The following is a 686-nucleotide window of genomic DNA, read 5'->3' as shown; positions in this document are numbered from 1 at the left end:
CTCACCCAAGTACAGAGCTGGGATCTCACCCCGTCGGGCTATCGAGTGCGCTACCCCGGTCGCTTCAGTTGGCAGCTTTTGTTGTGGCAATACCGCTATTGGTTAGTGCTGCTGCTGGCCCTTTTGCTGGCAGTAGGAGCCTGGAATACCTACCAACGCTTGGCCCGCCGCCCTGAGTCGCCCACCCTTTCCTAGGGGGGTTGGCAGAGGACTTCCGGTTAAACCAGACTTGAGCCAAGCAAGGACTCCGTCCCACTTGCGCGAATAGGGTTTCCAGCCATGCTCCAGTCCCTCAAATCCTCGCTTTTGCGCACGGGCTACCTTACCCGGCAGCAATTGGCTGAGGCTGAGGAGTATCGCGAAGCAGCTAGTTGCTCCTTGCCTAGGGCTCTTTGGAGCTTGCGAGTCATGCACCCGGACAAGTTTGTCAACTTGTGTCGCCAGATTCTGGACCGGCCTAGGCTGAGAGACTGGCTGCTCAAGCACTCCCTAGATCCAGAGCTGCCTTGGCTGATTGAGCCTATTGATTTGGTGCCGGTGCGCTTTTTGCCCTGTGGCTGGCTCGACCCGCAAACTGTTGTGGTGGCCACAGAAGAGCCGGGCTTCCCCGCCATTTGGCAGTCTGTGAAACACCTGTGCCCGGAAGCAGAAAAACTCTGGGAGATCCCAGCCACTGAAAAGCAGAT

The 686-nt window shown here is 57.7% G+C and carries 1 protein-coding gene and 1 pseudogene; both read left to right on the top strand.

The annotated features are described in order from the left end of the window. On the top strand, positions 1-195 hold a 195-nt coding region (locus NW838_RS08280; protein WP_414427847.1), incomplete at its 5' end, for a hypothetical protein. A gap of 84 nt (positions 196-279) precedes the next feature. Then, a pseudogene (locus NW838_RS08275) lies at positions 280-686 on the top strand (glycosyl transferase); the annotation flags it as partial.

The sequence above is a fragment of the Synechococcus sp. R55.2 genome, assembly GCF_047462075.1.
Taxonomy (GTDB): domain Bacteria; phylum Cyanobacteriota; class Cyanobacteriia; order Thermostichales; family Thermostichaceae; genus Thermostichus.
Note: the sequence above shows the minus strand (reverse complement) of the source record. Positions and strands in the feature narration are given on the sequence as shown.